The following is a 25,759-nucleotide window of genomic DNA, read 5'->3' on the forward strand; positions in this document are numbered from 1 at the left end:
ACCCGCGCGGTGTCAGCCCGCCTCGATCAGTTCGACGGTGTTGCCGTCCGGGTCGCGGACGAACGCGGCCGGTCGCCCGGACTGGCTGCGATCGGCCGGGTGCCCGGCGTTCTCCAGGCGTTGCAGCAAGGTGTCCAGACCACGCACGCGCAAGGCCAGGTGGCGATCGCGACCGCCGCGCACGTCGCGTTCGGTAGCGTCCGGATTGGGCACACCCAGCAGGTGCAGGGTCTGCCCGCCACCCAGGTCATACCAGAGCCCCGGAAAGCCGAGATCCGGACGCTCCACGGGGCGCAGCCCCAGGAGCTCGCCATAGAACCGCGCGGACGCCTCCAGATCGCCGATCACGACACTGACGTGATCCAGGCCCAGCACACTGGGGGATCGAGCCGCCGTCATACCTGCATCAACCCCGAGGAAGGCTCCAGCAGCACCACTGCCTGGGCCGCCACGCCTTCTCCGCGCCCGGTGAAGCCCAGGTGCTCGGTGGTCGTCGCCTTGACGTTCACGCAATCGGCCGCAAGCCCCAGGTCCGAGGCGATATGGTCCTCCATCGCCGCGACATGCGGGGCCATCTTCGGCGCCTGTGCGATCACGGTCGCATCCACGTTCACCGGACGCCACCCGGCCTCCTGGACGCGGCGCAGGGTCTCGCGCAGCAGGTCGCGGCTGTTCGCCCCGCGAAAGCGCTCGTCGGTATCGGGAAAGTGGCGGCCGATATCCCCCAGGCCCGCGGCCCCGAACAGGGCATCGCAGATCGCGTGCAACAGGACGTCGCCATCGGAATGCGCGACAAAGCCGTGATCGAACGGGATACGCACACCGCCCAGGATCAGATGATCGCCCGGCCCGAAGGCGTGCACGTCGAAGCCCTGCCCCACGCGCATGCGGCTCATGGCCGGAACCCCCCGTCCAGACGCCCCTGCTGCATCAGGTACAGCTGGGCCAGCTCCAGATCCTCGGCCCGGGTGATCTTGATGTTCATCATCGAGCCCTCGATCAGACGCGGACGGGCGCCATGCCATTCGATCGCGCTGGCCTCATCGGTAACCGGGTGTCCGGCCTGGCGCGCGGCCCGGTTGGCCTCCCGCAGCATGCCGAGACGGAACATCTGCGGTGTCAGCGCACGCCAGACGCGCTCGCGTTCCAGCGTGCGCTCGACCCGCCCATACTCGTCGCTCCACTTGACCGTGTCGGTGCTGGGTGTGGCCAGCAGACCGCCGACCGGGTCATCCCGCAGCGATTGCAGCAAATGGTCCAGGTCCGCGCGTGGCAGGCAGGGGCGTGCCGCATCGTGCACCAGTACCCAGTCGTCGGGGGAGGCCCGTTCCTGCAGAAAATCGAGTCCGTTCTGGACCGAGTCGGCCCGCTCGGCGCCGCCGGCGACACGAAAAAGGCGGCCCCCCGCCAACGGGAGATCCAGCGCGTCCGGGTCCACATCCGGCCCCAGCACCAGCACCACGCCGCGAATGCGCGGGTGCTCCAGGAAGATCGACAGGGTATGCGACAGGATGGTGCGCGGCCCCAGCGTCAGGAACTGCTTGGGTCGATCGGAGCCCATGCGCCGGCCCACGCCGGCCGCCGGGATCAGGGCCCAGTAGGCGGGTTCCGCGGAGGGGTTGTTGGTGTCGGGATCAGCCATCAAACGGATCCTCGGGTGGCAGCGTATCGGTTGCCGGCTCGCGTTCGCGGTCCGGGATCTCGGCGGGCCCCGGGGACACATCCCGCGCCGGGTCTGGCAACGGCTCCGGCACTGGACGCCGGTCGTCGTCCTCGCCGACCACAAAGAAGAAGATTTCGTCTTCGCGGATCATGCCCAGGTCGCGGCGGGCGCGCTCTTCCACTGCATCGGTGCCGGTACGCAGGTCCTGTACCTCGGCCTCCAGCGCCTGATTGCGCTGTTCCAGCTCGGCATTGGCCGCACGCTGCTCCTCTACCTGCTCCCGCAGGTCGCGTACATCGCGCCAACTACCCTCTCCCAGCCACAGCGGCCACTGCAACAGCAGTAGCAGCACGGCCAGACCGATCAGCAACCAGCGCATCAGCGATTCCTGCGGCCGGTCGCCACGGCCAGCCGCCAGGGAGAGAGTCGAGCTTCCATGCCCGGCATTCTAAGTCCCCTTGGCGGCCGGGCACAGGAACCGCCCCGCAGGCTGCGCACCTTGGCCGTGGCAAACGAGGCAACCGCGGCCCTATCGCCGGATGTTGAAGGCATCCATGCCGGGATAACGCGCCCGGGACCCCAGATGTTCCTCGATCCGGATCAGCTGGTTGTACTTGGCCACGCGATCCGAGCGCGAGAGCGAACCGGTCTTGATCTGGCCAACCCCGGTGGCTACCGCCAGATCGGCGATGGTCACGTCCTCGGTCTCGCCGGAGCGATGCGAGATCACCGCCGTGAACTTCGCCTGGCGCGCCAGCTCGATGGCCTCCAGGGTCTCGGTTACGGTGCCGATCTGGTTCAGCTTGATCAGGATCGAGTTGGCCACCCCCTTGTCGATCCCTTCCTGCAGGATCTGCGTATTGGTCACGAACAGGTCGTCGCCGACCAGCTGCACGCGGTCACCGAGACGCTCGGTGAGGACCTTCCAGCCATCCCAGTCGTCCTCGCCCATGCCGTCCTCGATGGTCAGAATCGGGTACTGGTCGACCCAGTGGGCAAGGTACTCGCAGAACTCGTCGGCGGAGAAGGCCTTGCCCTCGGAGTCGAGGTGGTAGCGGCCGTCGCGATAGAACTCGGAGCTGGCGCAGTCGAGGCCCAGCCAGATGTCCTGCCCGGCCTTGAAGCCCGCCTTGTGGATGGCCTCGAGGATCACCTCGATCGCGGCCGAATTGGACGGCAGATCGGGGGCGAAGCCGCCCTCGTCCCCCACGCCCGTCGCCAGGTTGCGCTGACCCAGCACCTTCTTCAGGGCATGGAACACCTCGGCGCCGTAGCGCACGGCCTCGCGCACGGAATCCGCACCCACCGGCAGGATCATGAACTCCTGCATGTCGACGCTGTTGTCGGCATGGGCGCCGCCGTTGATGATGTTCATCATCGGCACCGGCAGCAGATTCGCCTGCTCGCCACCCATGGCCTCGAACAGCGGCTGTTCGCGATCCGCCGCCTGCGCGTGCGCGGCCGCCATCGACACGGCCAGCAGCGCGTTCGCGCCCAGGCGCGACTTGTTCTCGGTGCCGTCCAGCTCGAGCATGCGGCGGTCGACCGCCGTCTGGTCCAGCTCCATGCCGCGCAGGGCGTCGCGGATTTCGCCATTCACATGGCCCACGGCCTTCTGCACGCCCTTGCCGCCATAGCGTGGCTCGTCGTCACGCAGCTCGAGTGCCTCGCGGGCCCCGGTGGAGGCCCCCGATGGCACCGCCGCGCGCCCCATGGCGCCGGAATCCAGGACAACGTCGGCCTCGACCGTCGGGTTGCCCCGCGAGTCGATGATCTCGCGGGCGTGAATCTCCGCAATCTGGGACATGCTCTCTCCTTGAAAATAAACCCATCCGCCTCGACAGTTGGAAGCGGAAGTTAAACGAAATTATTAGATCTGTAACCGTGCCTCAGCCCAACCCGTACTCGGCCTCGGCAAACGGCTGTGCCTTGGTGGCGGCATCCAGCGCCTTGAGCGTGCTCAGCAGCTCCGCCATGCGCGGCAGCGGCCATGCATTGGGCCCGTCCGAGAGCGCGCGCTCCGGGTCCGGATGGGTCTCCATGAACAGACCCGACACCCCGGAGGCAACGGCCGCCCGCGCCAGCACAGGGACGTATTCGCGCTGCCCGCCGGAGCTCGCGCCCTGCCCGCCCGGCTGCTGGACCGAATGCGTGGCGTCGAACACCACCGGGCAACCGGTCTGGCGCATCTGGGCCAGACCCCGCATGTCCGAGATCAGCGTGTTGTAGCCGAAGGAGACGCCGCGTTCGCAGACCATGATCTGGTCGTTCCCCGCCTCGCGCGCCTTGTCCACGACGTTGCCCATATCCCAGGGCGCGAGGAACTGGCCCTTCTTGATGTTCACCGGGCGCCCCTGACGCGCGACGTTCTGGATGAAGTTCGTCTGCCGGCACAGGAACGCGGGCGTTTGCAGCACGTCCACCACGGCCGCGACCTCGTCCAGCGGGGTGTCCTCGTGGACGTCGGTCAGCACCGGAACCCCCAACTGCCGCTTCACCTGCTCCAGGATGCGCAGGCCCTCTTCGATCCCCGGGCCCCGGAAACTCTTTGTCGACGAGCGATTGGCCTTGTCGAACGAGGACTTGTAGACAAACGGGATACCCAGCTCGTCGGTGATCGCCTTGAGCGTGCCCGCGGTGTCCAGGGCCATCGCCTCGGATTCGATCACGCAGGGGCCGGCAATCAGAAAAAAGGGCCGGTCAAGGCCGACTTCAAAACCGCAAAGCTGCATGCTCTGTCCTGTAGGGCAGCCGGTACCCTCCCGGGGGTCGGCCGCGAAGCGTCATAGTGACGACGTGCCCGAGAGACGCTTTTCCGCGTCTCTCTACTCCGTCAGCGCCGTCGTGGTCTCCGGCTCGCGCTCGTCCTGATAGGTGCGCGCGGCACGGATAAACCCGGTAAACAGCGGATGCCCGTCGCGCGGGGTCGAGGTGAACTCCGGGTGGAACTGGCAGCCGATAAACCACGGGTGGTCCGGCAGTTCCACCGCCTCGACCAGCTCGCCGGACTCGGACACGCCGGAGATGCGCAGCCCCGCCGCCTCCAGCCGTTCGCGATAGGCATTGTTGAACTCGAAGCGGTGGCGATGGCGCTCGCTGACCTCTTCGCGGCCATAGGCCTCCGCAATCCGCGAACCCTGGGCCAGTCGCGCGGACTGTGCCCCCAGGCGCATCGTGCCTCCGAGATCGCTCTCGGCATCGCGCCGCTCGATGCGGCCCTCTCGGTCCTGCCACTCGGTAATGAGGGCGATCACCGGGTGCGGGGTGTCCGGGGCAAACTCCGTACTGTGCGCACCTTCGAGACCGGCCCGGGCACGCGCGAATTCGATCACCGCCACCTGCATACCGAGACAGATACCCAGGTAGGGCACGCCGTGCTCGCGCGCATAGCGCACGGCCGCAATCTTGCCCTCCACGCCACGCTCGCCGAAGCCGCCGGGCACCAGGATCGCATCCAGGCCTTCCATCTCGCCCTGGATCTCGGCATCGGCCCCTTCCAGCTTCTCCGAATCGAGATAGCGAATGCGCACTCGGGTCCCGACCTGCACGCCGGCATGGGTCAGGGCCTCGTTCACGGACTTGTAGGATTCGGTCAGATCGACGTACTTGCCAATCATGCCCACGGTGACTTCGGATTCCGGGAACTCCATGGCGTTGACCACGTGCTTCCAGTCCGACAGGTCGGCCTGCGGGGCCTCGATATGCAGCTTGCGCAGGACGATGTCGTCCAGCTTCTGCGAATGCAGCCACAGCGGGATCTTGTAGATGTTGTCCACATCCACCGCGGAGATGACCGCCTTCTCCTCGACGTTGGTAAACAGCGCGATCTTGCGCCGTTCCCCCTCCGGGATCGGATTGGTAGCCCGACACATCAGGATGTCCGGCTGGATCCCGATCGAGCGCAGTTCCTTGACCGAGTGCTGGGTGGGCTTGGTCTTGATCTCGCCGGCCGCGGCAATAAAGGGCACCAGGGTCAGGTGCATGAACAGGGCGTTGTCGTGCCCCAGCTCCACGCCCATCTGGCGAATGGCCTCGAGAAACGGCAGGGACTCGATATCGCCCACCGTACCGCCGATCTCGATCAGCGCGATGTCGGCATCGCCCGCGCCCTCGCGAATGGAGCGCTTGATCTCGTCGGTGATATGCGGGATCACCTGCACCGTGCCGCCCAGGTAGTCGCCACGGCGCTCCTTGCGGATCACGTTCTCGTAGATCTGGCCGGTGGTGAAGTTGTTGCGCCGCGATGTCCGCACGCGCACGAAACGCTCGTAGTGCCCCAGATCAAGGTCCGTCTCCGCGCCATCGTCGGTCACGAAGACCTCGCCGTGCTGGAACGGGCTCATGGTACCCGGATCGACGTTGATATAGGGGTCGAGCTTGAGCAGCGTCACCTTGAGGCCGCGCGCCTCCAGGATGGCCCCCAGCGAGGCGGATGCAATGCCTTTGCCCAGAGACGAAACCACGCCTCCGGTAATGAATACATAACGCGTCATGCGGGAAACCTGGCTAGGGAAACACTGACCCCGCCACAAAAGGGCTAACGGGCGGCTGAAATCGCCCGAAATGCTACCAGAGACCCCCTGCAGGCTCAATCGGCCGCGGCATTGCGAACCGCAGTTTCCGCATTGGGATCAAGCGGACGAAAGGCGACCAGGGTCATGTCATCACGGCGCGGTTCGCCACCGCGGTAGTCCTCCAGCACCCGGACCACGGAGTCGATCTTGGTGGTCAGGTCGCGCGCGGATTTATCCGCCAGCACATGGCGCAGGCGCCGGCGCCCGAACAGCCGCGGCGGCTCGCCCCCGACATGGTCGTGGGCCCCGTCGGTAATCAGGAAGAACTCCATACCGGGCTCCACCGACACTACGTGATCCACCGGCTGTGCGGGCGCGAGGCTGCGATAGCCCAGCCCCCCGCGCACACCGCGAATCTCTTCCACCTGCCCCGCACGATCGATGATCAGCGGCAGCCCCACCCCGGCGAAGGTCAGCGTGCGGGCATCCGGGTCGTAGACACATACCGCCGCCTCCAGTCCATCGTCGGAATCCGAGTCCTGGCCATCCTGACGCAGCCGCGAGCGTACCAGGCGGTCCATCTCGCGCAGGATTGCGGCCGGTTCCAGGAGCCGGTGCTCGTGCAGGATACGGTCCAGCGCGGACGCCAGCACCAGGGTAATAAAGGCCCCGGGGACTCCATGTCCCGTACAGTCCGCCACCACCAGCACACTGCGACCGTCGATGGCCTCCAGCCAGAAATAGTCACCGCCCACCAGATGCAGCGGCTCCCAGTAGACCTGCACCTCGTCCAGATCGCCGTCCAGGGCGTGCTTGTCCGGGAGCATGGCCGTCTGAATGCGCCGTGCATAACGGATGCTCTCCACCACCAGACGATTGCTGCGTTCGAGTTCGCGATTGGCCTCGTCGACCCGCGCCAGGGCCCGCTCCGTTTCCTGCTTCTCGGCTTCCAGCTCGCGGGTCCGTTCGACCACGCGACGCTCCAGGTCCTCGTTCAGCGCCTTCAGCTCGCTGCGCGCCCCATCCCGGGCATCCAGACCCTGCTGGAAGGCGTTCAGGAGCCGATCCAGGGAACGGTCCAGCGCCCCCAGCTCATCGTTGGCGTGATGCCCCATGTCCGGGCGCGGCCAGTGGGCTGGCCGGTCAGGATCCGTGCCCGCCACGGCCCGGGAGATGCGCAGCATCGGCCGCAGCATCAGGCCGTAGAACAACAACACGACGACCAGCGAGACAATCACCGCCTGCACCACGCTGGTGACCACGCTGTTCCGGAGACGCTCGACCAGGGCGGCGCCCAGCACATCGGGGGCCAGCTCCACGCGCAGCGTTCCCACGGCACCATTGGCCTCGCGCAGATCCGGGTGGATCAGCTCGCGTTCGTGCCGGCGATCATCCCCGAACAGGCGCTCGCCCAGCCAGGAGGCACCGCCACCCTCGCGCTCCACCTCGGCCAGGGTACGGCCGAAATCGTCGAGGATCTCGGCACGGTGGATCTCGTCAAAGGCCTGCAGGCCAGCCACCAGCGACTCCGCCTGATCGGCATTCAGCTGATAGGCCGCCTCGGCCGCCGGTGGGGCCACCAGCCGCTGCAGCCGGTCGATCTGTTCCAGGGTGTCGGCGTGAAAGGCCCGCGAATCGGCTGCGATCACGTAGGCACTTGCCAGCAGGCTCAGTGCCAGCGCAGCCAGCAGGGTCGCGAGCGCCAGCTTCGCGACCAGACTGCGGCTGCGTACCGGGCCGGCCTCCGTCATGCAGGCTCGCCGTGAAACTGGACCTCGACTCGGTTACGACCTTCCTTCTTCGCGCGGTAGAGCAGATCATCCGCCGCGGCGACCAGCGCACCGGCATCCGGCCAGCGCTCGGTCGTGACCACCAGACCAATCGAGACCTCGAGGTGCAGCGGCTGGTCTTTCCAGCGCGGGATCGTCGCCTCGACACTGGTACGGATGCGCTCCGCCAGACTCATGGCTTCATCGAGATCCAGGTCCGCGGCAACCACCAAAAATTCCTCCCCGCCCATGCGCCCGGCGTACTGATCGGCACCCAGCTCCTCACGCAGGATGTCGGCGAAGCTCTGCAGGGCGTAATCCCCGGCCGCGTGACCATGGGTATCGTTCAGGGCCTTGAAGTCATCGAGATCCAGCATCATCACCGCGAGGGAGCGCGACCGCTCGCCCACCGTTGCGGCCAGCCCCTCGACACAGTCCATCACCCGGCGCCGCGAGAACAGCCCGGTCAGGGCATCCTCGAGCGCCAGGCGCTCGAGCTCCGCGGTCAGGCGTTCGCGCTCGCGCACCTCGTCGGACAGTGCGCAGTTGAGCTGTTCCAGGTGCGTGGCCTGCTCGCGCAACTGACGGTTCGCGGCCTGCAGGTCCGCCTGCATGCGGTCGCTCATGCGCATCATGCGCCGCTGCACGCGATAGCTCTCGGAATAGGCCTTGGCCAGCATGCGCACGCCCTCGGCCACATCATCCAGCGCCTCCAGCATCTGCTCGGAGCGCTGCATGATCTGCTTCTCCTGCTCGAACAGCGAGAAATCGGCGAGAGCTTCCGTCTCGTCGCCTTCCTGGCTCGCGGGTGGTTCCGGCGTGCGTTGTTCTGGATCGCGGGAGGCGTTCATGACGTCGGACACATGCGGTAGTCGGCGTGGGCAAAGTCTTCGGAAAAGTCCTCGCCGAACTCTTCCATCGTCTCGTCGTCCTCGTGGTAGCACCAGTTGATGCGCACGCCCATGCCGGCCTCGGCGGCCTCTTCTAGGATCTGAAAGAGGTTCATCAGGGCCTTCGCGGTCGAGCTGTTGAAGTAGATCATCTCGACGCTGAGCTCCAGCGAGTCGCTAGCGCGCTCCTCGACGGCCTGTCGCAGCCCCTGGGTCAGGGGACCATAGAAGCTCGCGGCGTCTTCCGGGTAGGACTCGCCGGCAATGCGGTACTGCCCCGCCGCGAAATCGAACAGGACCTCCGGCGTGCGGTCCGTTGCCTCGTGTCGAATGGGTTCCATGGCTGCCATCAGATGTAGGCCTTCAGTACAAAATAGGAATACTCGTCGGAGAGGTGCTCGAAATCGAACTGGATCGGCTCGCTGGCACGGCGCGCGATCTCGATCAGCCCGATGCTGCCCCCCTTGCTGCCCTCGTCCGGCGGCTCGCGCAGCTTTTCCTTGTAGAAGCGCCGCAGGGCCTCCGAGTCCATGCCCTGCAGCTCGCTGAGCCGCCCACCCAGAGTATCGGCGTCCTCGCGGGCAATGATATTGCCGCAGATCACGAAAAACCGGCCTTTCTCGGACCCGACCGTGATCATGCCGGAGCTAAGTTCCACCGGCGGTTCCGCATCGTGCTCGATGCGTTCGGCGGAGTAGCGGATGATGTTCTGCACCTGTTCGACGAACACCGAAAACACCCGGTTCACGGTCTTGTTGTCGGTCGACTCCAGCCGGATCTTCTGGCGCAGGGCGTCACCCAGCGCCTTCAGGATGCCTTCGGAGATATACCCGGTGAACGAGAAGATGATGCCGCGCCGGGTCATGTTGCGCTGAAAGCCCAGTACCTCCTCGGCAATCAGCCCGTTCCCGCCGGTTTCGCGCTGTGTGGCCAACTCAGTCATCCGCGTCTCCGTTTTGGTCGAGTACGTCGCTGACGATCGCCGCGTAGCGGCCATCCTCGCGCATGGCGTCCAGTGTGGCCTGGAGCCGGTCAAGCCGGTCGCGATCGGTATCCGGGTGGCAGGCCAGCGACATCACCGTGTCGTTGAAGGCAAACAACGAGCGCAGCTCGCCGATACCCTCCAGACGGGCATACCAGGGCGCGAGGTGCTCGCCACTGACCCAGACATCGATGCGGTCGGCCGCGAGCTTGCGCGCGTTCAGCCGGTCGTTGGGGGCGGTATCCACCTCGATCCCGTGCGACTCGACATATAACGCGACGGCATCATCGCGGTAACCGCCCACCCGGTAGTCATGCAGATCATCCAGCGACTGCACCTGGACATCCGAACTTCCCAGGGCAAACGCATGCCACTGATTGTCGACCAGGGGCCCTACCCACTCGAACAGGTCTTCGCGTTCCGGGGTGCGCGTCGTGGAAAACACGCAGGTATCGGGATTCGACCGCGCCTCGGCGTAGGCGCGGCTCCAGGGCAGCAGCCGGATCTCCGCTTCGATCCCGGTTTCCTCGAGCAGCTGATGCATCACGCGCACGGAGATCCCGTCGAGCTCGCCATCCGGCGTCTCGAAATTGAATGGCGGATAACTTTCGGTGGTCAGGTTGAGGGTACCGGCCTGCGCCGATGCCGCGGCCAGCACCGCGACCGCCAGACCCTGGACACAGCCTACGACCCGCCGACTGATAAATCTCACACTCGGGGCCCCTGAAAAGCGTGACAAAGTTCAAGCATTGGCCTTTACGATCGCCCCGTCAACTGCAAGGTGAACACAGGTTCCGGGGAGCGCCGGGTTCACAGACGCGCACCGGTCAGAGGCCCAGGCCTCCATCGGGCCAGAGAATGGCCACGACGTATCCATCCCGCCGCCGTCTGACCAGGGGCAGGTGTTCACGCACCCATGGTGGCACGCCCCGCTCCTGCAGCAGCTTTTTCAAGGGCCGTCGGCCCGCTGGCGTCACCACCGTTTCGCCCCCCTGGCGAAAACCGACCTCCAGCTCCTCTTCCGGCCCTACATCCAGCGCCTCCAGCGACTTGCGTTCCAGCACGCGCCCGTTCGGGAGCGTCAGATGCGCCTGTCCTGATGGCCAGTGGATCACGTCGACTGGCGCGGGGCGTGTCACATCCGGGGATTCGGCGTAAATCATTCCCCGGTAGACACCCATCCAGCCATCCGCCCAGCGCAGCTCCGGACTGCGGTCCGGCCCATGGGTTTCCAGTTGCCGGCCGAATTCCTCCAGGCGTGCATGCCCCGGTGGTCTCAGCCCCTGTGCGCGCAACCACGCCCGCATCCGCGCCCGGCGCCCTGCCGCATCCAGACCCGCCAGCGCAGCAACGGGCAACGGGGAATCATCGGGAAGCTGCTCCTCCAGGCCCGCCAGCCGGTCGACAGCCTCCTGCTGCCAGCGGGCACAGCGCGCGAGGGAGGCATGGACAGGGAACCGTTCCGCCAGACGCGGGAGGATCTCGCGGCGCAGGAAGTTACGATCGAAACGGGCGTCTTTATTGCTCGGGTCGTCGTACCAGTCGAGACCTGCCACCCGCGCGTAGTCCGCGATGGCCTCGCCCGGGACCTCCAGCAGCGGCCGCCCGAGCCAGGTATCCCCTTCACGACGCATGGTCCGCATGCCCTGCAGGCCGTCCGGACCGCTCCCGCGCAACGCGGCCAGCAGGAAGGTCTCGGCCTGGTCGTCGGCATGCTGGGCGGTCAGGATCAGGTCCCGCTCTGCCAGGCCCTCGCGCAGCGCCGCATAGCGCGCACGGCGGGCAGCGGCTTCCGGTCCCTCGGCGGCGTCATCGACAACGGTCACCTCGCGTACGGTTAGCGGGACATCCAGCGTTGCGGCAACGCGCACACAGAACGCCGCCTGCGCATCGGCATCCGGTCGCAGACCGTGATTCACATGCCAGGCCTCAAGCCCTGGAGGGCGCAATTGCGCGAGCGCGTGCAGCAATACGGAGGAGTCGCGGCCACCGCTGAAGGCGACGCGCAAGGCACCAGAGCCGGAGTGATCCTGCAGGAAGGCCCGAACGGCGGCCGTCACCGGGTGGGCGCGACCCGGCACCCGGCCCGGTGTCTCAGGAGGCGGCTTCCTGGAAGGCACCGTAGTCCATCAGGCGGCGGTAACGCCGATCCAGCCGCTTGGCCGGGTCCAGCGCCTCGAGGCCATCGAGGGTTTCCAGCAGCGCCGAGCGCAGGTGCGCCGACATCGTCTCCGGATCGCGATGGGCGCCGCCCAGCGGCTCGGGAATGATCCGATCGACCAGACCCAGATCGTGCAGCCGCTGCGAGGTGATACCCAGCGCCTCCGCCGCCTCGGACGCGCGGTCCGCGCTCTTCCAGAGGATAGAGGCACAGCCCTCCGGCGAGATGACCGAGTAGGTCGAGTACTGCAGCATCAGCGTGGCATCCCCGACCCCGATCGCCAGTGCGCCGCCGGAGCCGCCCTCGCCGATCACGGTCGCGATGATCGGGGTATCCAGCCGCGCCATCACCATCAGATTGCGGGCGATCGCCTCGCTCTGGCCGCGCTCTTCGGCGCCCACGCCCGGATAGGCGCCCGGGGTGTCGATGAACGTCAGGACCGGCAGCCGGAAGCGCTCGGCGGTCTCCATCAGACGCAGGGCCTTGCGGTAGCCTTCCGGCCGCGGCATACCGAAATTGCGATAGACCTTCTCGCGGGTCTGGCGCCCCTTCTGGTGCCCGATGATCATCACCGGGCGCCCGTCGAGACGGGCCACGCCACCGACGATCGCCGGATCATCCGCATAGGTCCGGTCGCCGTGCAGCTCCTCGAACTCGTCGAACAGCTGCGGGATGTAGTCCAGGGTATAGGGCCGCTTGGGATGACGGGACATCTGCGCCACCTGCCAGGGGGTGAGCTTGGCGAAGATGCTCTCGGTCAGTGACCGGCATTTCTCCTCCAAGCGTTGGATCTCTTCCTGGATGTTGACCTCGGCGTCGTCACCCACATAGCGCAGATCCCGAATCTTGGCTTCCAGTTCGGCAATGGGCTGTTCGAAGTCGAGAAAATCCGGATTCATGCAGGGTCTCGCGTCGGCAATAGAGTAAGCGCGGAATTGTAACCAATTGCCCCGCACTTCGCTGCCGGTTCGAGACCGACCGAGACACGGACCGACGAGACCTGTGGCCTGATGCAGCGGTCTCGGGCACCCGGTTTCGCCCGATCGGGGGCCTTCAGCGGCCGTACAGGACCTGGGCCTCGCAACCAGGGCCCAGGGTCTGCTGCAGGTTGCGCAACAGCCGCTCGTCCGGACGAATGGCCCAGCCCTCGGGCAGACTCAGCTCGGCCTCCAGGCCATCCCGGCGGTAGCACAGGTGGACTCGGCACTGGCCATTGCGATGCTCTTCCATCAGGCCGCGCAGGTTCTGCACCTGCTCGGCGCGCACCCCCTCCAGGCACAGGTGCAGCGCCCGCGCCCACTGCGCCCGCGCCTCGTCCAGCGTGTACACCGCCCGGGCCCGCATGCGGATGCCGCCGGCATAGTCATCCAGCGCCACCGTCCCTTCCGCCACCAGGAGGGTGTCCGGCTCCAGCCGATCGCGGTAGGTATTGAAGTCGTCGTTGAACAGCACGATCTCCGCACGACCACTGCGGTCGTCCAGGGTCGCGATACCCATGCGGCCATTCTGCGTGTTGCGTACCCGCACGCCCACGACCAGACCCGCGATACGCACGGTCTCCTGGCGCCCACGCCGCCCCTGCTGGCCGCTGTCATCGGGCCGCTGCTCCAGCTTCGCCTCCAGATCCGCGAACGTACTGCCCGTCAGCCGCTTGAGCTCGGCGCGATAACGTTCGACCGGGTGCCCGGTCAGGTACAAACCCAGCGTCTCCTTCTCCCCTCGCAGGCGGTCGTCATCCTCCATCTCCGGGAGGGTCTCGCTCTCGGGGACCACGGCCGCCGCCGGATCGCCAAACAGATCCACCACGCCCAGGCTTGCGTTGCGCTCGGTCTGTTCCGCCGCGGCCACCGCGGTGGGGATGTCGTTCAGCAGCGTCGCACGGTTCGCGCCGATCGCATCCAGCGCACCCGCACGTACCAGCGTCTCCAGCACGCGCTTGTTCAGCTTGGACAGGTCCACGCGTTGGCACAGGTCGATCAGCCCGTGGAAGGGCCCGTCCGCCGCACGCGCCTTCAGCAGCGTGTCGATCGCGGACTCGCCCACGCCCTTGATCGCGCCAAGGCCATAGACCACCGTCCCGGCATCGCGACAGGTAAAGCGGTAGTCCGACTGGTTGACGTCCGGCGGCAGGACCTCCAGCTCCATATTCCGGCATTCCTCGATCAGGCCCACGACCTTGTCGGTGTTGTCCATATCCGCGGACAGCACCGCCGCCATGAACGGCGCCGGGTAATGCGCCTTCAGCCAGGCCGTCTGATAGGCGACCAGGGCGTAGGCGGCCGAGTGCGACTTGTTGAAGCCGTACCCGGCGAACTTCTCCATCAGGTCGAAGATGTAGGTCGCGGTACCCTCCTCGACCCCGCGCCCCAGCGCACCCTCCATGAAGATCTGGCGCTGCTTGGCCATCTCCTCGGGCTTTTTCTTGCCCATCGCGCGGCGCAGCAGGTCGGCGCCGCCCAGGGTGTAATTGGCCAGCACCTGGGCGATCTGCATCACCTGCTCCTGGTACAGGATGACCCCGTAGGTCGGCTGCAGGATCGGCTCCAGGTCCGGATGCGGGTATTCCACCTGCGCGCGGCCGTGCTTGCGGTCGATGAAGTCGTCCACCATCCCCGACTGCAGCGGGCCCGGCCGGTACAGGGCCACCAGCGCGATGATGTCCTCGAAGCTGTCCGGCTGCAGGCGCCGGATCAGGTCCTTCATCCCGCCCGATTCCAGCTGGAACACCGCGGTGGTCTGGTAGGCCTTCAGCAGCTTGAAGGTGTCGGGGTCATCCAGCGGGACCGCATCCAGGTCGATACGGGCCTGCGGGTCCATCTTGCGCACGTTCTCGACCGCCCAGTCGATAATCGTCAGCGTGCGCAGCCCGAGGAAGTCGAACTTCACCAGACCCACGGCCTCGACGTCGTCCTTGTCGAAATGGGTCACCAGCGAGCCGCCGTCGTCTTCGCAGTACAGCGGCGAGAAGTCGGTCAGCGCCGAGGGAGCGATCACCACGCCGCCGGCGTGCTTGCCCGCATTGCGGGTAAGCCCCTCGAGCTTGAGCGCAAGATCGATGATCCCGCGCACCTCCTCGTCCTGATCGTACTGCGCCTTCAGGTCCTCGCTCTCGGCCAGGGCCTTGTCCAGGGTCATGCCCAGCTCGAACGGGATCAGCTTGGCGATACGGTCGACAAATCCATAGCCGTAGCCCAGTACACGGCCACAGTCGCGCACGACCGCCTTCGCGGCCATGGTGCCGTGGGTGATGATCTGCGAGACCTTGTCGCGGCCGTAGCGCTCGGCCACGTAGTCGATCACGTCGTCGCGCTTCTCCATGCAGAAATCGACATCGAAGTCGGGCATGGAGACGCGCTCGGGATTAAGGAAACGCTCGAAGAGAAGCTCGTAACGCAATGGATCCAGGTCAGTAATCCCCAGCACATAGGCGACCAGTGAACCCGCGCCCGAGCCACGCCCCGGGCCCACCGGGATGCCATTGTCCTTGGCCCACTGGATAAAGTCGGCCACGATCAGGAAGTAGCCGGGGAACCCCATCTGGCAGATCACGTCCAGCTCGCGCTTCAGGCGAGCGTCGTAATCGGAGCGCTCGGCAAACTGGAAACGCTCCAGCCGGGCCTCGAGCCCCTTCGCGGAGGTCTCCCGCAGGTGATCCTCGACCGTGTATCCCTCCGGCACCGGGAAATCCGGCAGCACCGACTCCCCGAGGGTCAGACTCACGCTGCAGCGACGCGCGATCGCCACCGAGTTCGCCAGGGCCTCGGGGATGTCCGAGAAGCGTTCCGCCATCTCCTCCGGGCTGGCGAGGTACTGGTGCTCGGAGTAGCGCCGCGGGCGCGAGGGGTCATCCAGCGTGGTCCCGTCATGGATGCAGACGCGCGCCTCGTGGGCCTCGAAGTCCTCGGCCTTGAGAAAGCGCACGTCGTTGGTTGCCACCACAGGCAGGTCAAACTGCTCCGCCGCCGTCAGGGCCTGCTCGATCCAGGCCTCCTCGCCCGGGCGCTCGGTGCGCGTCAGCTCCAGGTAGAAGCGCCCGGGAAAGCGCCGCTGCCAGGGCTCGAGGTCATCAGGGGTCAATGCGCGCGCGACCCCGGAGCCGCTCACGAACAGGCCATCGATGCCGCCGGACAGCGCGATCAGCCCCTCGGCCGCGCTGTCCAGCCATTCGGCGTCGATCCTTGGGATGCCCCTTTCCTGGCCTTCCTGCCAGGCGCGCGAGATCAGTCGAGTGAGGTTGCGGTAGCCGGGATCGTTCTGCGCGAGCAGGGTCATGCGTGCCACGCTCCCGTCCGCGCGGGCGTCCCGCACCAGCAGATCGGCCCCGATGATCGGCTGCACGCCCTGGGCGATAGCCGCCCGATAGAACTTCACCAGTCCGAACAGGTTGCAGTGATCGGTCACCGCGACGGCGGGCATGCCCTTCTCCGCGACCGCCGCGACCAGCGGTTTCAGGCGCACCAGCCCGTCGATCAGCGAGTACTCGGAGTGCACCCGCAGGTGCACAAAGCCGGGGTCGTGCAATCCACTGCTCATGCCTCTTCCCCCGCAACAGCGGCCAGCGCCCGCGCCACCGGCCCAAAGCTGCGACGATGCTCTGCACATGGCCCAAGGCGCACCAGCGCGTCGCGATGGTAGGCGGTCGGGTAGCCTGCGTGGCGATCAAAGCCGTAGTCGGGATAGCGTTCGTGCAGGGCCGTCATCTCCGCGTCGCGCGCCACCTTGGCAATGACCGAGGCCGCGCTGATCGCCGCCACGGAGCCATCCCCGCCGACAATGGCCTCGGCGCTCCAGGGGCCCTCGGGCGTGAAGCGGCCGTCAACCAGCAGGTGATCGGGCGCCTGCGACAATGCGGCCACCGCGCGCTGCATCGCCAGCAGGGTCGCGCGATGGATGTTCAATGCGTCAATCTCGGCCGCCTCGGCCCGGCCCAGTGCCCAAGCCACGGCCCGTTCGCGAATCTCGAGATCCAGCGCCTGGCGGCGCCGCGCCGAAAGCTTCTTGGAATCGGTCAGCCCCGGGGCAGCGAAGCCCTCCGGCAGGATCACTGCGGCGGCCACCACCGGCCCCGCCAGCGGGCCACGTCCCACCTCGTCGACCCCCGCGACCCAAGCGTTTGCCACCCTGTTTGCGGACATCGAACCCCCGGCCGGGTTTAGGGAAACACCGAAACCCGTGTTTCCCTGGACAATAGCGGGAATGGATCGCGGACATGCGCCGTCCGGGCGATCCGTTACAATAGCGCCGGAAATCCTAGCACACGCCCTACGAACCTCGAGCCCGCCCATGTCCCAGAATCCCCTGCGCTGCGCCGCGATCGGCGTCGGTCACCTTGGCAAATGGCATGCCGCCAAGTACGCCGCCCTGCCCGAGACCGAGCTGGTCGCCGTGGCCGATGCCGACGCCGCCACTGCCGAGCGTGTCGCCGCCGAACATGGCTGCGCCGCGGTCACCGATCACCGCGAACTGCTCGGCCGCGTCGATGCGGTCTCCATCGCTGCGCCGACCACCCTGCACTACGACATCGCGCGGGACTTCCTCGACACCGGATGCCATGTGCTGGTCGAAAAGCCGATCACCGCGACGCTGGAGCAGGCCGAGGCCCTGAACCAGCTCGCCGAAGCCAAAGGGGTCGTACTGCAGGTCGGGCATCTGGAGCGCTTCAATGCGGCCCTGCGCCGTCTGACCGACGATCCACTGCATCCGCGCTTCATCGAATCGCACCGCCTGGCGCCCTACAAGCCCCGCGCCACGGACGTCTCCGTGGTGCTGGATCTGATGATTCACGACATCGACATCATCCTGTCCCTGACGGATTCGCCGCTGACCGAGGTCCGCGCCTCCGGCGCCCGCGTACTCACCCAGGACATCGATATCGCCAACGCGCGGCTGGAGTTCGCCAACGGCTGCGTGGCCAACGTGACCTCTTCGCGTGTCAGCAACAAGTCCGAGCGGCGCATGCGCATCTTCCAGTCGCACGCCTATGCCTCGGTGGACTTTCAGAACCGCATCCTGTCGCTCAACCACATCGGCGCGCCCGATCCGGAGACCGGTGCCCCGGAGATCCACCGGGACGAGAGCGTGTTCGACGAGGCCGATGCCCTGCTCGCCGAGATCCGCGCCTTCGTGGCCGCGGTGCGCGGCGAAGGGCCCGTCGTGGTCAGCGGTCGCGACGGCCAGCGGGCCCTGGCCACTGCCGAGCAGATCACCAGGCTCGTCTACCAGAACCTCAACGTAATGGGCCAGGCCGACGGCCCCCACAGCCACCTCGAAACCACCCCCACAGGAGTCAAACCGTGATCCCGATGGTCGACCTGCAGCGCCAGTACCAGAGCCTGCGCCCCGAAATCGATGCCGCGCTGCAGGAGGTCCTGGCCGGGGCCCGCTATATCCTGGGTCCCAATGTCCAGGCGCTGGAAGACGAACTGGCACGCTATCTCGGGGTGGACCATGCGATCACCTGCGCCTCGGGGACCGACGCGCTGCATCTGGCCCTGGCCGCCGCGGGCATTGGCCCGGGCGACGAGGTCATCACGACGCCGTTCACCTTCATTGCCACCGCCGAGGCCATTCGCTATGTCGGGGCCGACCCGGTGTTCGTGGACATTGATCCCGACACCTTCAACATCGACCCGGAACAGGTCGAGGCCGCGGTCACAGAACGGACCAGGGCGATTATCCCGGTGCATCTGTTTGGACAGCCGGCCGACCTGCCGCGGCTGCAGACCATCGCGGAACGCCACAAGCTGCTGATCATCGAGGATTGCGCCCAGTCCTTCGGCGCCGCCATCGATGGTGCGCAGACCGGGTCCGCCAATGCCTTTGGCTGTTTCTCGTTCTTCCCCTCGAAAAACCTCGGGGCCTTCGGCGACGGCGGCCTGGTCACCACCAGCTGCCCGACCTCGGCCGAAGCCCTGAAGCGGCTGCGCAACCATGGCTCCAGCGAGCGCTACTACCACGACGAGGTGGGCTACAACAGCCGTCTGGACGAGATGCAGGCGGCGATCCTGCGCGTGAAACTGCCGCACATCGACGAGTACAACGCCCAGCGCCGACGCGTCGCCGCCAGTTACCGCAAGGGGCTGGAGGGCCTGCCGGTCCAGACCCCGCACGAAGACGGGATCGGTACGCATGTCTACCACCAGTACACGCTGCTGACCGATCATCGCGACGCGATCATGCAGGCCCTGAAGGCGGCCGAGATCGCGCACGCAATCTACTACCCGGTCCCGCTGCACCAGCAAAAGGCCTTCGTGGATCTGCCAAACCTGCCGGCCAGTCTCCCGGTCACGGAATCGGTCGCGGCGCGCTGCCTCTCCCTGCCGGTCTTCCCCGAGCTCGAAGACGAACAGATCGAGACGATCTGCGCCACGATCCGGCGCGCCCTCGCCTAGTCGGGGGAAAGGCCCGGCCCCATGCAACGCCACGTGGTCATCTGCGCCGGAGAGAGCTCCGGCGATGCCCTGGGTGCCGGACTGGTTCGCGAACTGGCGGCCATCGAGCCCGGGCTGCACTACTCCGGCATGGGGGGCGCACAGATGCGCGCCGCAGGTGTCGAGACGCTCATCGACGTCGAGGAACTCGCGGTCGTCGGCCTCGTCGACGTACTGGTGAACTACCCGCGCCTGCGCCGCCTGTTCCGGCGCATGTGTGCCCACCTGGAGAAAAACCGCCCGGACCTGCTCGTCCTGGTGGACTACGTCGAGTTCAACCTGCGCCTGGCCGCCCACGCACGGCGCCTGGGTATCCCGGTCCTGTTCTATGTCAGCCCCCAGCTCTGGGCCTGGCGATCCGGGCGTATCCGCCGTATTCAGCAGTGCGTGGACGCGATGGCGGTGCTGTTCCCCTTCGAAACCGACATCTACGAGCGCGCCGGCATCCCGGTACGCTACGTCGGCAACCCGCTGGTGGACCGGGTGCACGCGCCCACGCTGCGGCTCGGTGAACGCCTGAACATAGCCGACGGTGAGCGCGTGATCGGGCTCCTGCCGGGGAGCCGCGGCGGCGAGCTCAAGCGCCACTGGCCCCTGCTCGTCGAAACCGCACGGCGCATACACCGGGAAGAACCCTCGCTGCGCTTCGTGGTGGCTCTGGCACCGGGCGTAGACGCCCCACGCCTCGAGACACTCGCCCGGCATGAAGACCTGCCCGTCGCCTTTGTCTCCGGGGAGGACGGCACGCATGCACTCATGGCGGATGCCGATCTCCTGTTGATCGCATCGGGCACGGCCACGCTGGAGGCCGGCCTGCTCCAGGCGCCGATGATGGTGTTCTACCGCATGGGCAGCCTCAGCCACGCGGTCTTTTCGCGGCTGGTCCGGCTGGAGAACATCGCCCTGGTCAATATCGTGGCGGGCGAGCGGCTGGTCCCGGAGTACCTTCAGCGCGCGGCCAGCCCCGAGCGTCTCGCGACAGATGCGTTAGCCCTGCTTCGGCACCCGGAGCGTCTGGGCGCAATGCGCGAATCGCTGTCCAGGGTCCGCGAACGTCTGGGAGAAGGCGGGGCCGACCGCCGCATCGCCGAGATGGCGCGGGAGCTCCTCAACCAGGGGCGCCTGGTCGAACACTGACAAAACGGGTGTCAGTGCGGCCGCCCTCCGCGCAGGATCCCGCGCTGGCTGTCGCGCACGAAGCCGATCAGGTTGCGCACCTCCGGGACGTCCGTCTCGTCGAACATCGTCTCCAGGTGCCGTTCACGCCCGGCACGACCGCGCATGCCCAGGATGAACACGCGATGCAGCGCCTGAATCGCCTCGTTGGAGAAGCCATTGCGGCGCAACCCGATCTTGTTGATCCCGATCAGCCGTGCGTAGTTGCCGCTGGCCAGGCAGTAGGGCGGGAGGTCCCGGTTCAGCGCCGCCCCCATACTGGTGAAGGCAAAGGTTCCCACACGGCAGAACTGATGCACCAGGGTAAAGCCACCCAGCGTCACGTTGTCCTGGATCTCGACATGACCGGCCAGCGAGGTCGCGTTGGAGAAAATAATCTTGTTGCCGATGGTGCAGTCGTGCGCGATATGCACATAGGCCATGATCAGATTGTCATGCCCGATCACGGTCTCGCCCAGTCCCTTCTCCGTGCCCCGGTGCAGCGTGACCGATTCGCGGATCACGTTGCGATCCCCGATCACCAGCCGCGTGGGCTCGCCCTTGTAGCTAGTATCCTGCGGCTCCTCCCCGATCGAGGAGAACTGAAAGATGCGGTTGTCGCGTCCAATCTCGGTCGGACCGCGGATCACCACATGCGGCCCGACTCGGGTACCGCCCCCGATCCGGACATTCGGGCCAATGACGCTGAATGGCCCCACCTCGACCGAGGAGTCGAGCTCCGCACTCGGGTGTACTTCGGCCCGCGGGTCGATCACGAGGGAATTTCCTGCCCCGAGCACATCAGCTGGGCGTTGGCACAGACGTCGTCGCCCACCCGGGCAACCGCATCGAAGCGCCAGATGCCGCGCACCGTGCGCTTGAGATCCACGCGCAGGTGCAGCTGGTCGCCGGGCACTACCTGACGCCGGAAACGTGCCTCGTCGATCCCCACAAACAGATAAAGCTGCTGCTTGTCCTGGTTCTCGTTGCGCGCCTCTTCGGTCTTGAACGCCAGCAGCCCCGTGGCCTGAGCCAGTGCCTCGAGGATCAGTACTCCCGGCATCACCGGCTTGACCGGAAAATGCCCCTGGAAATAGGGCTCGTTGATGCTGACGTTCTTGATACCGGCCAGGTACGAACCGGCTTCCCATTCCAGCACCCGGTCGACCATGAGAAACGGATATCGATGCGGCAGATAACGCATGATCTCCTGGACGTTGAAATCATCCACGCGGCATTCCTTTGTTGTTGGTTCTGATTAGCCGAGACTACAACGCCGGCAGGATCATGCACCCCGTGTTCGGGCGAGCCGACGCAGTCGCGCCAGCATCCGATTCCACAACCGGGCCTCCTGGTGAGGGACGCCGGATGCATATTCACCAGGCCGATCTATCGAGCGCGTGACGAGTGTCATCGCGTGCAGCGTGACCCGGTCCGCAATGGCCAGATGGCCGAGAATCCCCACCCCGCCGCCAATGGCACAATGCGCACCGATCCGAGCGCTGCCCGCAATGCCCACGCATCCGGCAATGGCGGTATGGTCGCCAATCTGAACGTTATGGGCAACATGAACCAGGTTGTCGATCTTGACCCCGTTGCCGATCCGCGTGGACTCCAGCGCCCCTCGGTCGATGGTGGAATTCGCCCCGATCTCCACATCGTCGCCCACACGCACATCGCCCAGCTGCTCGATCTTTTCCCAGGTCGCATCGGGCGTCGACGCGAACCCGAAGCCATCCGCACCCAGCACGGCCCCACTGTGGATGATTGCGCGCCTGCCCACTTTCACGTCATCCAGCAGGCTGACTCGGGGATGCAGATAGCTCCCTTCCCCCAGCTCGACGCGCGCGCCCAGCACACTGTTTGCGCCAATCACCACGCCCGCACCGATCCGACAACGGGCGCCAATCACCACACCGGGCCCCACCTCCGCATCGGCGGCAATACGGGCATCCGGATGCACACGCGCACTCGGATCGACACCGGGGGACACCTCGCGGCGCCCGGCACCAAACCAGCGTGACGCCTGCCCGTAGGCGCGATAAGGATCATCGACGGCAATCCACGCACGCACGGGCGTCCTCAAGGCCCCGGTGCCCGACCTGGGCACCAGGACGCAGCCCGCTGCGGTCGCTTCCAGCGCATCGCGGTAGCGTTGTGGATCCGCGACAAAGGCCACATCCGCCGGCCCGGCTTGGGCGAGTGTCGCCAGACCCCGCAGCGGGATATCGGCCGAACCGTCGAGCTCGCCGGCCAGATACTCGGCCAGCTCCCCGGCGGTGATCGCCCGCTCAGTCGTCGCGCTGCATTGCGGCAAGGATATCGTCCGTGATGTCGACCCGGTCACTGGCGTAGAGCACGTTGCGTTCGGTCAGGATGACGTCGATTTCGCGTTCGCGCGCCAGTTCCACGATGGCATCGTTGATTCGCCGCTGCAGCCGGGAAAGCTCTTCGTTGCGGCGCACGTTCAGATCCTCGCTGAAGCTCTCCTGTGCGCGACGGAACTCCCGCGAACGCTGGGAAAACTCGCGCTCCAGATCGGCCCGGTCGGAGGGGTCCATCATGTCCCCGTCGCGCTCCAGCTGATCGCGCATGCGCTGCAGCTCTTCGCGCTCGGCCACCAGTTCCGCGTCACGCGGCGAGAACTCCCGTTCCAGTTCGCGCATGGCCTGCTCGGCCTGCGGCGAATCCTCCAGGATACGGTTCATCGTCACGAACGCGACGTTCTGGGCCCCCGCCTGTGCCGGGAGCGCCAGCCAGCCAGCCAGCAACAGCACGGCGGACAGCGCGAGGGAGACGCCGCCCTTCATGGTCCCACTGCGCTGACTCATGCCCTTGCTCCTCACACTCAGAAGGATGCCCCCAGCAGGAACTGGAAGCGCTGAATATCGTCTTCCGGCTGGTCGTTCAGCGGCTCCGCCACGCTGAAGCTCAGCGGCCCCACCGGCGAGAACCAGGTAATGGCAAACCCTGCGGAGGCCCGCAGCTCACCGGCATCCCAGTCGCCGGGATCGTTGAATACATTACCCGCATCGACGAAGGTACTCATGCGCACCGCATCGTTGTCGGCCGCGAACGGCATCGGGTAGAACAGTTCCCCGGATATCGTGGTGCGGAAGCGCCCGCCATACGGGTCGTCGTTGGAATCACGTGTCGCGTTTCTCAGCTCGCCATCGAACTCGCGCAGCTCGCGCTGGTCGCCGAGGCGATTGTCCTCGTAGCCACGCACCGACCGGATTCCGCCGGCGAACAACCGTTCATAGAACGGCAGCTCGGACCCGCCGTAGCCATCCGCATAGGCGATCCCGCCCGAAAGACTGAACGAATAGCGATCCGACAGCCGGAAGATCTCCTCGCCCGAATAGGTCAGCTTGTAGAACTCTCGATCACTGCCGGGGATCGCGAGTTCCAGGCCAACGCGATGGCGACGTCCCTGGGTCGCGAACGTGGTGCTGTCCCGGGTGTCGTGGATGTAGCTGGTCTCGATCTTGTAGAAATTCGCGGAGCTGCCGAATTCGTCGACCTCGGCGAAGATCTCGTCCGGGCTCCCCCGCCGTCCATCACGGTCGACCGTGTCGATATCGATATGTTCGAAGCCGGGCACGATCCGGATGCGGTCGAACTCCGACAGCGGGATCCCGTAGCTGACATCAAACCCGTAGCGATTCGAGGAGTAACGGGAGATGTTCGCCTCCTCGGCGTCGATCTTCCGGTAGAACACGGAAAAGCCACGGCTCGCACCCGCCGGGGTGTAGTGCGGGTTGGTCACGCTCATGCGGAAGATCTGGTTCACCCGGCTGGTACTGACCTCCGCATTGAAGCGATTGCCGGTCCCCAGGAAGTTGTCCTGCTGCAGCCCCGCGGTCAGCAACAGTCCCTGGTTCTGCGAGAAGCCCGCCCCAAGCGTGAGAGCGCCCGACTGCTGCTCGGTGACCGTGATATTGAGGTCGACCTCGTCATCGGTTCCCGGCACCCGCTGCGTCTCCACGTTCACGCTCTGCACGAACGGCAGGCGCTGCAGCCGCACACGGGAGCGCTCGATCAGGGCCCCGTTGTACCAGGAGCTCTCCATCTGCCGCAGTTCGCGGCGATAGACGCGCTCCTCGGTGTTCTCGTTCCCGGTGATCTGAATGCGGCGTACATAGACGCGCGGGCCCGGGTCGATGAAGAACGTGATTTCGACCTCGCGACTGTCCTCGTCGACATCCGGTACCGGGTTCACGTTGGCAAAGGCGTAGCCGTCCTGCATCAGACGGTTCGTGATGCGCTCGGCGGACTCCGTCACCTGACTGCGCGAGAAGGGCTCGCCGACATCCACATCGACCAGTTCCTCGAGCTCCTCCTGCGACACCACGAAGTCGCCAGCCAGGTCGAAGCCGGTGACCGTGTAGCGCTCCCCCTCGTCCACGTTAATGGTGATGAACAGGTCCCGGCGGTCGGGCGTAAGCGTGACCTGGGTCGAATCGATGTCGAATTCGAGGAAACCCTCGTCCAGATAGTGCGAACGCAGCTGCTCGAGATCACCCGACAGCTTCTCGCGGGAATAATGATCCCGGCGGCTGAAGAAGGCCCACCAGCGGGGCACGCCCGACTCGAAGCCGCGGGTCAGGTCGCGATCGGTAAAGCTTTCGTTGCCGACCACGTTGACCTGCTGGATGCGGGCCACCGGGCCCTCGGCGATGTCGATCTCGATATCCACGCGATTGCGCGGCAGGTCGATGATCTCGACATCCACCTCGACGTTGTAGCGCCCGCGCGCGAAATACTGCTGACGCAGTTCGCTCTCGATCCGGTCCAGCATTGTCCGGTTGAATACGCGGCCGCTGCGCAGCCCGGCCGACTCCAGCGCCTCGCGCAGGCCGTCGTCCGGGATGTCGCGGTTCCCGGAAAAGTTGATCTGGTTGATCGCCGGGCGCTCGGACACAATCACCACCAGCACATCACCGCGCCGGGCGATCTCCACGTCATCGAAGAACCCCGTCTGGAACATCTCGCGGATGAGCTCCGGGCTCTGGCTTTCATCGAAGGTGTCGCCTACTTCGACTGGCAGATAGCTCAGTGCGGTGCCCGCGGTAATCCGCTCCAGCCCCTCGATCTCGATGTCCTCGATCTGGTAGGTCTGTCCCCAGGCCGTACCCGCCAGACCCATGAGGCCAACCAGGGCCACTGCTCTCAAGCTGTTTCGCGACATGCTT

General features: G+C 66.3%; 24 protein-coding genes. 3 read left to right on the plus strand and 21 right to left on the minus strand.

Features of this window, described 5'->3' with window-relative positions; genetic code table 11:
• Nucleotides 1-12 precede the first annotated feature (12 nt).
• From C995_RS0108210 to rnhB, 16 genes are all read right to left on the minus strand, one after another.
• Nucleotides 13-399 carry a VOC family protein gene (locus tag C995_RS0108210; RefSeq protein ID WP_026279032.1) on the minus strand — a complete coding sequence of 129 codons (387 nt, stop codon included), beginning with the start codon at nucleotides 397-399 and terminating at the stop codon, nucleotides 13-15.
• Entirely contained in the window at nucleotides 396-896 is a 501-nt protein-coding gene (gene ispF, locus C995_RS0108215) for a 2-C-methyl-D-erythritol 2,4-cyclodiphosphate synthase (protein ID WP_026279033.1), read from the minus strand. Before ispF ends, C995_RS0108210 begins: the two co-directional genes overlap by 4 nt.
• Nucleotides 893-1,642: a 2-C-methyl-D-erythritol 4-phosphate cytidylyltransferase gene (gene ispD / locus C995_RS0108220; RefSeq protein ID WP_018864478.1), complete on the minus strand. Its 750-nt coding sequence runs from the start codon at nucleotides 1,640-1,642 to the stop codon at nucleotides 893-895. Before ispD ends, ispF begins: the two co-directional genes overlap by 4 nt.
• On the minus strand, nucleotides 1,635-2,042 hold the full coding sequence (ftsB, locus tag C995_RS0108225; RefSeq protein ID WP_018864479.1) for a cell division protein FtsB: 408 nt from the start codon (nucleotides 2,040-2,042) through the stop codon (nucleotides 1,635-1,637). Before ftsB ends, ispD begins: the two co-directional genes overlap by 8 nt.
• A gap of 150 nt (nucleotides 2,043-2,192) precedes the next feature.
• Nucleotides 2,193-3,470, minus strand: a complete 1,278-nt coding sequence (gene eno / locus C995_RS0108230) for a phosphopyruvate hydratase (RefSeq protein ID WP_018864480.1) — start codon at nucleotides 3,468-3,470, stop codon at nucleotides 2,193-2,195.
• An 82-nt stretch (nucleotides 3,471-3,552) separates the two neighbouring features.
• The gene (gene kdsA / locus C995_RS0108235) at nucleotides 3,553-4,395 is read right to left on the minus strand and encodes a 3-deoxy-8-phosphooctulonate synthase (RefSeq protein WP_018864481.1); all 843 of its coding nucleotides are present in this window, start codon (nucleotides 4,393-4,395) and stop codon (nucleotides 3,553-3,555) included.
• A gap of 93 nt (nucleotides 4,396-4,488) precedes the next feature.
• Nucleotides 4,489-6,156, minus strand: coding sequence for a CTP synthase (locus tag C995_RS0108240; protein WP_018864482.1), 1,668 nt, complete (start codon nucleotides 6,154-6,156; stop codon nucleotides 4,489-4,491).
• A gap of 95 nt (nucleotides 6,157-6,251) precedes the next feature.
• Nucleotides 6,252-7,928: a PP2C family protein-serine/threonine phosphatase gene (locus C995_RS0108245; protein ID WP_018864483.1), complete on the minus strand. Its 1,677-nt coding sequence runs from the start codon at nucleotides 7,926-7,928 to the stop codon at nucleotides 6,252-6,254.
• Nucleotides 7,925-8,797 carry a GGDEF domain-containing protein gene (locus tag C995_RS0108250; protein WP_026279034.1) on the minus strand — a complete coding sequence of 291 codons (873 nt, stop codon included), beginning with the start codon at nucleotides 8,795-8,797 and terminating at the stop codon, nucleotides 7,925-7,927. The genes C995_RS0108245 and C995_RS0108250 overlap by 4 nt, the downstream gene beginning before the upstream one ends.
• Entirely contained in the window at nucleotides 8,794-9,186 is a 393-nt protein-coding gene (locus tag C995_RS0108255) for a DUF1987 domain-containing protein (protein WP_018864485.1), read from the minus strand. The genes C995_RS0108250 and C995_RS0108255 overlap by 4 nt, the downstream gene beginning before the upstream one ends.
• Nucleotides 9,186-9,779 (minus strand): SiaB family protein kinase, encoded by a 594-nt coding sequence (locus tag C995_RS0108260; protein WP_018864486.1) that lies wholly within the window; start codon nucleotides 9,777-9,779, stop codon nucleotides 9,186-9,188. Before C995_RS0108260 ends, C995_RS0108255 begins: the two co-directional genes overlap by 1 nt.
• On the minus strand, nucleotides 9,772-10,476 hold the full coding sequence (locus C995_RS0108265; RefSeq protein WP_018864487.1) for an ABC transporter substrate-binding protein: 705 nt from the start codon (nucleotides 10,474-10,476) through the stop codon (nucleotides 9,772-9,774). The genes C995_RS0108260 and C995_RS0108265 overlap by 8 nt, the downstream gene beginning before the upstream one ends.
• A gap of 169 nt (nucleotides 10,477-10,645) precedes the next feature.
• On the minus strand, nucleotides 10,646-11,899 hold the full coding sequence (gene tilS, locus C995_RS0108270; protein ID WP_018864488.1) for a tRNA lysidine(34) synthetase TilS: 1,254 nt from the start codon (nucleotides 11,897-11,899) through the stop codon (nucleotides 10,646-10,648).
• Nucleotides 11,900-11,912: 13 nt separating this feature from the next.
• Nucleotides 11,913-12,878 carry an acetyl-CoA carboxylase carboxyltransferase subunit alpha gene (locus tag C995_RS0108275; RefSeq protein WP_018864489.1) on the minus strand — a complete coding sequence of 322 codons (966 nt, stop codon included), beginning with the start codon at nucleotides 12,876-12,878 and terminating at the stop codon, nucleotides 11,913-11,915.
• A gap of 154 nt (nucleotides 12,879-13,032) precedes the next feature.
• Nucleotides 13,033-16,512, minus strand: a complete 3,480-nt coding sequence (gene dnaE, locus C995_RS0108280; protein WP_018864490.1) for a DNA polymerase III subunit alpha — start codon at nucleotides 16,510-16,512, stop codon at nucleotides 13,033-13,035.
• Entirely contained in the window at nucleotides 16,509-17,114 is a 606-nt protein-coding gene (gene rnhB / locus C995_RS0108285; RefSeq protein ID WP_018864491.1) for a ribonuclease HII, read from the minus strand. Before rnhB ends, dnaE begins: the two co-directional genes overlap by 4 nt.
• Nucleotides 17,115-17,262: 148 nt before the next feature.
• Between rnhB and C995_RS0108290 the strand changes: the two genes are divergently transcribed.
• The 3 genes from C995_RS0108290 to lpxB are packed head-to-tail and all read left to right on the plus strand — an operon-like array spanning nucleotide 17,263 to nucleotide 20,546.
• The gene (locus C995_RS0108290) at nucleotides 17,263-18,276 is read left to right on the plus strand and encodes a Gfo/Idh/MocA family protein (protein ID WP_018864492.1); all 1,014 of its coding nucleotides are present in this window, start codon (nucleotides 17,263-17,265) and stop codon (nucleotides 18,274-18,276) included.
• The gene (locus tag C995_RS0108295) at nucleotides 18,273-19,370 is read left to right on the plus strand and encodes a DegT/DnrJ/EryC1/StrS aminotransferase family protein (RefSeq protein WP_018864493.1); all 1,098 of its coding nucleotides are present in this window, start codon (nucleotides 18,273-18,275) and stop codon (nucleotides 19,368-19,370) included. The genes C995_RS0108290 and C995_RS0108295 overlap by 4 nt, the downstream gene beginning before the upstream one ends.
• Before the next feature lie 21 nt (nucleotides 19,371-19,391).
• Nucleotides 19,392-20,546 carry a lipid-A-disaccharide synthase gene (gene lpxB / locus C995_RS0108300; protein WP_018864494.1) on the plus strand — a complete coding sequence of 385 codons (1,155 nt, stop codon included), beginning with the start codon at nucleotides 19,392-19,394 and terminating at the stop codon, nucleotides 20,544-20,546.
• A gap of 11 nt (nucleotides 20,547-20,557) precedes the next feature.
• Here lpxB and lpxA read toward each other — a convergent pair whose 3' ends face one another.
• From lpxA to bamA, 5 genes are read right to left on the minus strand one after another with little or no spacing between them, the layout of a single operon-like run.
• On the minus strand, nucleotides 20,558-21,340 hold the full coding sequence (lpxA, locus tag C995_RS0108305) for an acyl-ACP--UDP-N-acetylglucosamine O-acyltransferase (protein ID WP_018864495.1): 783 nt from the start codon (nucleotides 21,338-21,340) through the stop codon (nucleotides 20,558-20,560).
• Nucleotides 21,337-21,795, minus strand: a complete 459-nt coding sequence (gene fabZ / locus C995_RS0108310) for a 3-hydroxyacyl-ACP dehydratase FabZ (RefSeq protein WP_018864496.1) — start codon at nucleotides 21,793-21,795, stop codon at nucleotides 21,337-21,339. Before fabZ ends, lpxA begins: the two co-directional genes overlap by 4 nt.
• Before the next feature lie 54 nt (nucleotides 21,796-21,849).
• Entirely contained in the window at nucleotides 21,850-22,881 is a 1,032-nt protein-coding gene (gene lpxD, locus C995_RS0108315; protein WP_018864497.1) for a UDP-3-O-(3-hydroxymyristoyl)glucosamine N-acyltransferase, read from the minus strand.
• Entirely contained in the window at nucleotides 22,856-23,395 is a 540-nt protein-coding gene (locus tag C995_RS0108320) for an OmpH family outer membrane protein (RefSeq protein ID WP_018864498.1), read from the minus strand. Before C995_RS0108320 ends, lpxD begins: the two co-directional genes overlap by 26 nt.
• Before the next feature lie 17 nt (nucleotides 23,396-23,412).
• Nucleotides 23,413-25,755, minus strand: a complete 2,343-nt coding sequence (bamA, locus tag C995_RS0108325; RefSeq protein WP_038080891.1) for an outer membrane protein assembly factor BamA — start codon at nucleotides 25,753-25,755, stop codon at nucleotides 23,413-23,415.
• Nucleotides 25,756-25,759: the final 4 nt, after the last annotated feature.

The organism is Thioalkalivibrio sp. ARh3 (genome assembly GCF_000377265.1).
Taxonomy (GTDB): Bacteria; Pseudomonadota; Gammaproteobacteria; order Ectothiorhodospirales; family Ectothiorhodospiraceae; genus Thioalkalivibrio; species Thioalkalivibrio thiocyanoxidans.